Annotated in this window: 5 protein-coding genes; all 5 read right to left on the reverse strand. The window is 61.9% G+C overall.

The genetic code is table 11. The features are described from left to right. On the reverse strand, positions 1-1,143 hold a 1,143-nt coding region (locus ACYQ8K_RS29530), incomplete at its 3' end, for an MCE family protein (RefSeq protein ID WP_459974856.1). Further along, positions 1,140-2,168: an MCE family protein gene (locus ACYQ8K_RS29535; RefSeq protein WP_459974858.1), complete on the reverse strand. Its 1,029-nt coding sequence runs from the start codon at positions 2,166-2,168 to the stop codon at positions 1,140-1,142. The genes ACYQ8K_RS29535 and ACYQ8K_RS29530, both read right to left, overlap by 4 nt. A 46-nt stretch (positions 2,169-2,214) precedes the next feature. Next, entirely contained in the window at positions 2,215-3,684 is a 1,470-nt protein-coding gene (locus tag ACYQ8K_RS29540; protein ID WP_459974860.1) for an MCE family protein, read from the reverse strand. Between the two features lie 6 nt (positions 3,685-3,690). Continuing rightward, on the reverse strand, positions 3,691-4,497 hold the full coding sequence (locus ACYQ8K_RS29545; RefSeq protein WP_459974863.1) for an ABC transporter permease: 807 nt from the start codon (positions 4,495-4,497) through the stop codon (positions 3,691-3,693). 74 nt (positions 4,498-4,571) lie between these two features. Then, positions 4,572-5,258, reverse strand: coding sequence for an MlaE family ABC transporter permease (locus ACYQ8K_RS29550; RefSeq protein ID WP_459974865.1), 687 nt, complete (start codon positions 5,256-5,258; stop codon positions 4,572-4,574). Positions 5,259-7,135: the final 1,877 nt, after the last annotated feature.

Consider the following 7,135-nt stretch of genomic DNA (forward strand, 5'->3'; position numbering starts at 1 on the left):
GTGGTCGCCGGGGTTTCCGGAGATGGCGTCGGGCAGGTTCAGGCGCGGATCCCCGCCCTGGCCGGTGCGTGGGAACGGGATCGGCAGTGGCGGCGTGCCGGGCTGGCCAGTCTGCGGGTCGGTGCGTTGGCTCGGTAGCAGCACGTTGGGGTCTAGGCCTAGATCGGAGAAGGCTGCGTCGACGAACGGTTGCACGAACTGACCGGGAAAGAGGTTGACCAGGTAGGCCTTGAAGAACGGCCCGGATCCGACGGATTCGCCAAGCGACATGGCGTATCTGTTCAGTCCTACGATGGCTTTTTGCACTCGTTCTTTGCGGTTGTCGACGATCGCCAAGACGCCGTTGAGCTTGTCGAGTGTGGGCTTGAGTGTGTCGCGGTTTTCGGCGATGAACCCTTTGAGCTGGCGGGCCAGTGCGGACAGATTGCCAGCGATGTGCGACAGCGCACTGCGTTGGCTTCTCAGTTGCACTAGCAGTTCGTTGGTGTTGGCGACGAGGTGTGTTATCTCGTCGCTGCGTTCGGCGAGCACTTTGGTGGCTTTATTGGCGTTGCTCAACAGATTTCGCAGCTGGCTGTCGCGCTCGTCGAGGGTCTGCGAAAAGCGGGTCACCCCTTGCACCGCGGCCTTGAGGTCGGGTGCGGTGTCTGAAAACGTGTCCGCGAGCACGGCCAGCGACTTGGACAGCTGGTCGGTGTTGAGCCCGCTGATAGTTGCGGTCAGATCACCGAGCGCATCGGGTAGTTGGTAGGCCGGGGTGGTCCGCTCCAACGGGATGGGTCCATTGAGTTGACCGTCTCCGCGGGGGGTGACTTCGAGGACCTTGCTTCCGAGTACGGTCCTGAGTTTGATTGCCGCTTCGGTGCGTTCGCCGAGGCGGACATTGCGGGCGATTGTGAACTTGACCAGCACGCGGGGCCCGTCGAGCTCGACGCTCGAGACTTCCCCGACCCGAAAGCCCGACACCTGGACGTGGTTACCCGATGCTATGCCGCCCGCTTCGGCGAAGTATGCCGAATACTCTTTGTCTCTGTTGAAGAATGGCAGTTTGTCATAGTTCAGAGACAGCAGCATCAGGGCGAAGATGATGCCGAGGCCGATGGCGCCGATCAGATACGGATTACGCTCGGAGGCGGTCCTCATTTTGGTGTGCACCTCCCGGTGGCTTGGCCGGCCAGTTTGATGTAAACCGGTTGGCCCCCTTTGCCGTTGAGCTTCAATACCAGATCACACAGATAGAAGCTGAAGAAGTCCCCGTACATACCCTGCCTGTTGAGAATTTGTGTCGCGTCGGGCCAGTGGTTGAGATAGTTGTCGAACCAATCGTGGTCGGCGAGGATGGTTGCTGCCGTGCGATCCGCTTCGTGCACAACCTTTTTCAAAGGCGGACGGCTCTGGGCCAGCAGGTCGGCGATCGACGCGGCTGCAGCGTTGGCGTAGGCGACTCCATTGCTGATGTCTTGCTTGCGGGCTTTGAGACCCTCGATGAGTTGCGACAGCGAGTCGACGGCCTTGGCGAATTGGCTGCTTTGGCCGCTGAGCGATCCAAGCAGCGTATTTAAGTTGGTAATGACCTGGCCGATCAATTGGTCGCGATCGGCCAGAGTGCCGGTAAGGGCCGCGGCCTGGGTGAGAAACGAGCCGATGGTCCCGCCCTGGCCCTGGAAGGCCGTAATCAGTTGGCCGGTCAGCTTGTTCACCTGGTCGGGGTCCAACGCGTGGAAAAGCGGCCGGAAGCCGCCGATCAGGGCGTCTAGGTCCAGCGCGGGCTCGGTGCGGCTAAGCGGGATGGTCCCGCCGGGTGCCAGTCGTTTGAGTGCCCCCGCGCCCTCTTCCAGGGACACGTATCGGCCGCCGGTAAGGTCGGCGAAACGGACTGCGGCCCTGGTGCCTTCGGTGAGCATCACCGAGTCGGCCGCGGTGAACTCGATGAGCACGGTGGAATCGGGCTGGATGGCGATGTCTTTCACCTTGCCGACCTCGACGCCGGCGATGCGGACGAAGTTTCCGCCCTCCAAACCTGAAACGTTGATGAATTGGGCTTTGTACGTCTGCTCGGACTGGAAGCGCAACTGCCCGAAAACTCCGATCAACGCGAACATGCCGAGCACGGACACAACCAAGTAGATGGCCAGGCGCCACAGCGCTCCTGCCAAATTCTCTTGCATCTCTGCCTTTCTCGTTGTTGCGGTGGGTCGTGTCAGTGGCGGTGGGTCATGGTCCGGGCGCGTAGGGCGGTGGTGGCAGTGGTGCGCACTCTTGGGTAGCGACCCCGCACGTGGGGTGCATCCCGCCGGGCACGGGTGGCACGAACGGTTCTTCACCCGCGGGCGGGGGGCCGGCTTCGCGCGGTTGGCCTGGCGGTGGCGCGGACGGCAGCCCGGGATATAAGGGGGTGCCGTCAGGCGCGTACAGCGGGGCGCCATAGGGTGGCGCCCCCGGGTACGGGATGGGCCCGGGTGCTGGACCGCCGGGATGGCGTAGGCTCGGCGGTCGCGGCACTCCTCGGGTCACCGGGTAGTAGTCGACGTAGCCGGGGAAGCCGATGCCTGGGTTGGGCCGCTGACTGATCCCCGTGCCCCACCCGGTGTTGGTGACCAGGTAGCGCTGCGGGAAGTTCTTGGAGACGTCGGGAAGCGAGCCGCAGCCGGGCTGCCCGCCGGGTCCGCCTTTGGCCCCGTTGATCGGCAGGTTGTCGGGGAACTTGTAGGCATCCTTACCGAACAGCAAGGCGACGTCGAGGATGACGGAATACCCGTTGCGCCCGCCGGCGATGGGGGCGAACAAGTCGACATCTTTACTACCGCCGACCAGCGTGCAAGTCAGTTGCGGGTTGTATTTCATCAGCAGCCGGGTGGTGGACTCGAGCACGTTGATGCCGTGCACGAAGTTGTCCCTATTGGGGCCAAGCAGATTCGTGCCCGAGCGCGACAGGCCGCTGATGTCGAGTAACAGCGCGTCGAGCTGTTTGGCGTTATCGGTGATTGTGGTGCTGGTCGTGCTCAGGGCGTCCAGCACGGTCACGATGTTGGAAGCGGCGGCGCTGTAGGTGTCGCTGAATCCCTGCAAGGAGTGCAGGTCGGCGCGCACCATCTCACTGCGAGGGTTGATGGCCGTCAGGACTTCGTTGAGATCGGTGGTGGCCTCGCCGAGGGCTTGACCCTTGCCGCGCAGCCCCTCTCCCAACGCGGTCAGCACGGCGTTGAGCTTGGGGGCGTCGACCTGGTCGAGGACTGCGACCAGGTTCTGAAATACCGTGTTGACTTCGGTGGTGACGTTGCGCGACGCGACCACCGCACCGGCGGAAAGCCGTTTCGGGCTGGGGTTGTCGGGGATGAGCAGATCGACATACTTGCCGCCGAACGCGGTGGTGGCGGTGATTCGGGCACTGACGTTGGCCGGGACGTATTTGAGCTGCTCTGGGTAGAGTTCAAGCCGAAGTTTGACCGGATCACCTTCCTGAATGGAGGCAACGCGGCCGATCTGGACACCCCGGAGTTTGACCTTGGCACCGGGTTCCATGATGAGCCCGGACCGATCCGAGGTGAGGGTCACCGTCGTATAGGGCCTGAGGTCTCGCTTGAAGGCCGCCACGGTGAGCATCACCAGCCCGATGATGGCGGCGAACAGAAGGAAGGTCCACAGCGCTGGAGGCAGGCCCGCCTCACGTCGTTTCGTTGCCATCGGCTGCTATCCCGAGAGGTTGAAGTTGCCGGACACGCCGTAGGCGGCCATGGCTACCGCCAACTGCACCGATACCGCCACGGTCAACGACGCACGCACCGAGCGACCGACCGCCTCACCGACGCCGGCCGGGCCGCCCGATGCGTTGAACCCGTAGTAGGTGTGGATCAGCATGACGATGGTCGCGGTCACCATGACTTGCAGCAGCGACCAGATGAGGTCGGTGGGCTGTAGATAGGTCTGGAAATAGTGGTCATAGACACCGGGTGCTTGCCCGAATGCCACGACGACCAGGGTCCGCGTCGCGAGATAACCCGCCAGCGACGACAGGCACCATAGCGGCACGGTGACGATGACGCCTGCCACGATCCGTGTCGACACCAGGTAGCTGATCGCGCGGATGCCCATCACCTCGAGTGCGTCTATTTCCTCGTTGATCCGCATCGCGCCCAGCTGTGCGGTGGCTCCGGCCCCGATGGTGGCGGCCAGTCCGATGGCGGCGGTCAGCGGCGCGGCGAATCGCGTGTTGATGTAGGCCGAGGCGAAACCGCTCAGCGCCTCTACCCCGATGTCGGACAGCGAGCGGTACAGCTGGATGCCGACAAATGAACCCGTCGACATGACCAGTGTGGTCACGACCACTACGGTGCCGCCGATGATGGCCAGCGCACCAACGCCCAGACTCATACCGGCGATGAGCCGCAACGTTTCGGCCTTGTAGCGGGCGATGGCATCCCATACCAGCGTCAGGGCTCTCACGTAAAAAGCCGTCTGGTTTCCCAGCCGGTTCCATCCCGCGGTGAGACCGCGCATTTTGGCAATTGTCCGCGAGAAGCGTTGCGCGGCAGGGGCGGTGCTCACAACCTGATGGCGGGCGGGGGCCGCGCTCACATTGTCACCTTTGTGCCCACCGCGACCAGAACGATGTTGATCACGAATAGCGCCATGAACGTGTAGACGACGGTTTCGTTGACCGCGTTGCCGACACCTTGCGGTCCCCCACCCACTGTCACGCCCTTGTAGCAGGCGATGGTGCCAGCGACGAGACCAAACAACGCCGCCTTGAAAAAAGCGATGATCACGTCGGCGATCTTGACCAGCAGCGTGAGGCTGGCCGCCCAGGCACCCGGGGTGACATGTTGAAAGTAAACCGAGAAAAAGAAGCTGCCCACCAGGCCGACGATGGTGTTGATCGCGTTGAGCAACAACCCGTTTAGGCACAACGCCAGTACCCGGGGCACCAAGAGACGTTGCACCGGATCGATGCCCATCACCCGCATCGCGTCGAGCTCTTCGCGGATGGTGCGCGCACCCAAGTCCGCGCACATCGCCGTTGCGCCCGTGCCGGCGACTACGAGCACAGTGGTGATCGGGCCGATGTAGGCGACGCTCGCCAGCGCAGCCCCTGCACCCGAAGCGTCGGCGGCTCCAATCTCGACCAGCAGAACATTGATGATGAACACAGCAAGCGCATTGAACGGGATAGATAAGAAGATGGTCGGGACGATCGACACCCTTGCCACAAACCACGCCTGATGGATGAACTCGCGCCAGGACCAAGGCGGGCGCACCATCTGGGCCAAGATGTCGACCGAAAGCGCGAAGTAACTGCCAACCTCCCGCAACGGGGTGGCAGCGGCCGTCGGAAACCTGGCAGCGGCGCGCGGAGGACCGGTCCTGCGAGACGACGAGCCGCCCGGCGTTGGAGCCGCGGCCGCGGGAATAGGTTCTGTGTCTGTGGACACCACTAGCGCACTCGTTTGGGAGCAGTCTTAGCAGACATTAGATAGATGTACTTCCTCCCCGCAGCGTAAAGACAACTTGCCTCCTTCGGCAGTATGACCCACAGCACAGCGGGACGCTACACCATGATATTAAGGCAGGGCAACAGAGAAATCGGCTATTTCGAACAAACGGTGCCACTAGGCATGGGTACAACTACCGATATTTGCTGACAAACCTCGACAGTCGGCGGATCGGTGTTTCGACGGCAGCACTCTGGGCGCCCTGGTCAGCTCGCCCGATCCGGCCTGAAGGCGAGCATATACACGTAAAAAGCGGTATCCCCGCCGCTACGTCCGAGCCAGGCGATGCTGGACCCACCGGTTGGTCAACCCGTCGGCGCTGCGGTCGAGTCCTTTGCTGATGAGTAATTCAGATCACGTGCTCAGCATAATATCGACACGCATATATCGTGCTCACGATTAATATGTTCCTGAGTTGTATAACGGTGAACGTGCGTATTGTTTCAAGACGCCACGATGCAACAGAGCTGGGTAATTTTTATGCGAATATGAGCGCGTTTTCCTTCTCACCTATAAACGCTGAAATTGCAAATTTCGCACCATTACACCAGACGTGGCGGTTGGACCTCCATTCCCCAACTCGCCCCTCTCAACAAAGCTGTGCAAGGGTTTCGAGGGGCATGTGGCCGCTACGGGCCCACCGCCCCCGGCCAGCCGCCGACGGCGCCTGTCGACGAACCGACGAAGCTGTGACCTGCGCTACTTCCCGACACCGACCGCCGTGCACCTGATCCCTAGGAAGTGGCCTGCACTGACTTGAGGCAACAGAAACCCCACTGTCGGGTGCACGTCAACAAGTGCCTCCAGCACACCTCGGACTTTGTTATTTATCAGGGCGACGGCAGGCCTCAGACCTTCGTTGTCGCTTTAGCCCAACCGGAGCCGATGACAGCGAAGCCGTCCACACAAAAGGTGCCGACCGGCGTTCCGCTGCGCAAATTATCTATCTATATATCGGTTTGTATCATTCATATATTTTGGGAATTTGCCGCGGCATCTCTTAGAGGGCCTCGCCGCCGAACGCAAGAACTCGGGCTCGCTGCTTGACCGCCGCCGCCGTTAGCTGGTGGATATCACGAGCGGACAGCGGTGAGGGGTCCCCGTGCCGCTTCCGATCAGTGGTGCACTGTGCGCGTATCGACTCAAAGCACAGCGCCGGCGCGACCACTAACGGTCGTGCAGTTCACTCAAGGTTGGGCAAGCGTACCTGCGCCACCCGACGGTCGCGGCCAGTGCGCCAAACTTCGCCGTCATACGTGTTAGGCACCAATTCGATTGAGAACAGGGCCGAGACGCACGAAAGTGTAGGCCCAGGGCAGACAACTACCCACCCCGTGCGCGCTTGAATGTCTCGTAGCGAACCCGGCCAGCCGGGCTGCTGGACTGCCCATTCTTCGTTAAGCAAACCGTCTCGGTCGTTCTTGCTCGTGCCAGTTCTCACCGCCCGGCTTGTAAACGCGTGGTGCCGAACCGCCGTCAACCGGCTATCACCAAGCGCTCGCGTTCGGTTGTCGACTCATCAGCAAGCATGTAGAAGTTGCCCTCGCGAGGGCTGGGGCCCTCCGGGGCTTTCCGTGGCTGTCAGCTTCCTGCCAAGCCGGAATCTTTGATCCCCAGCCCGCGCCAAATAGCATGTTGCACAGCGG

The sequence above is a fragment of the Mycobacterium sp. MUNTM1 genome (assembly GCF_054660795.1).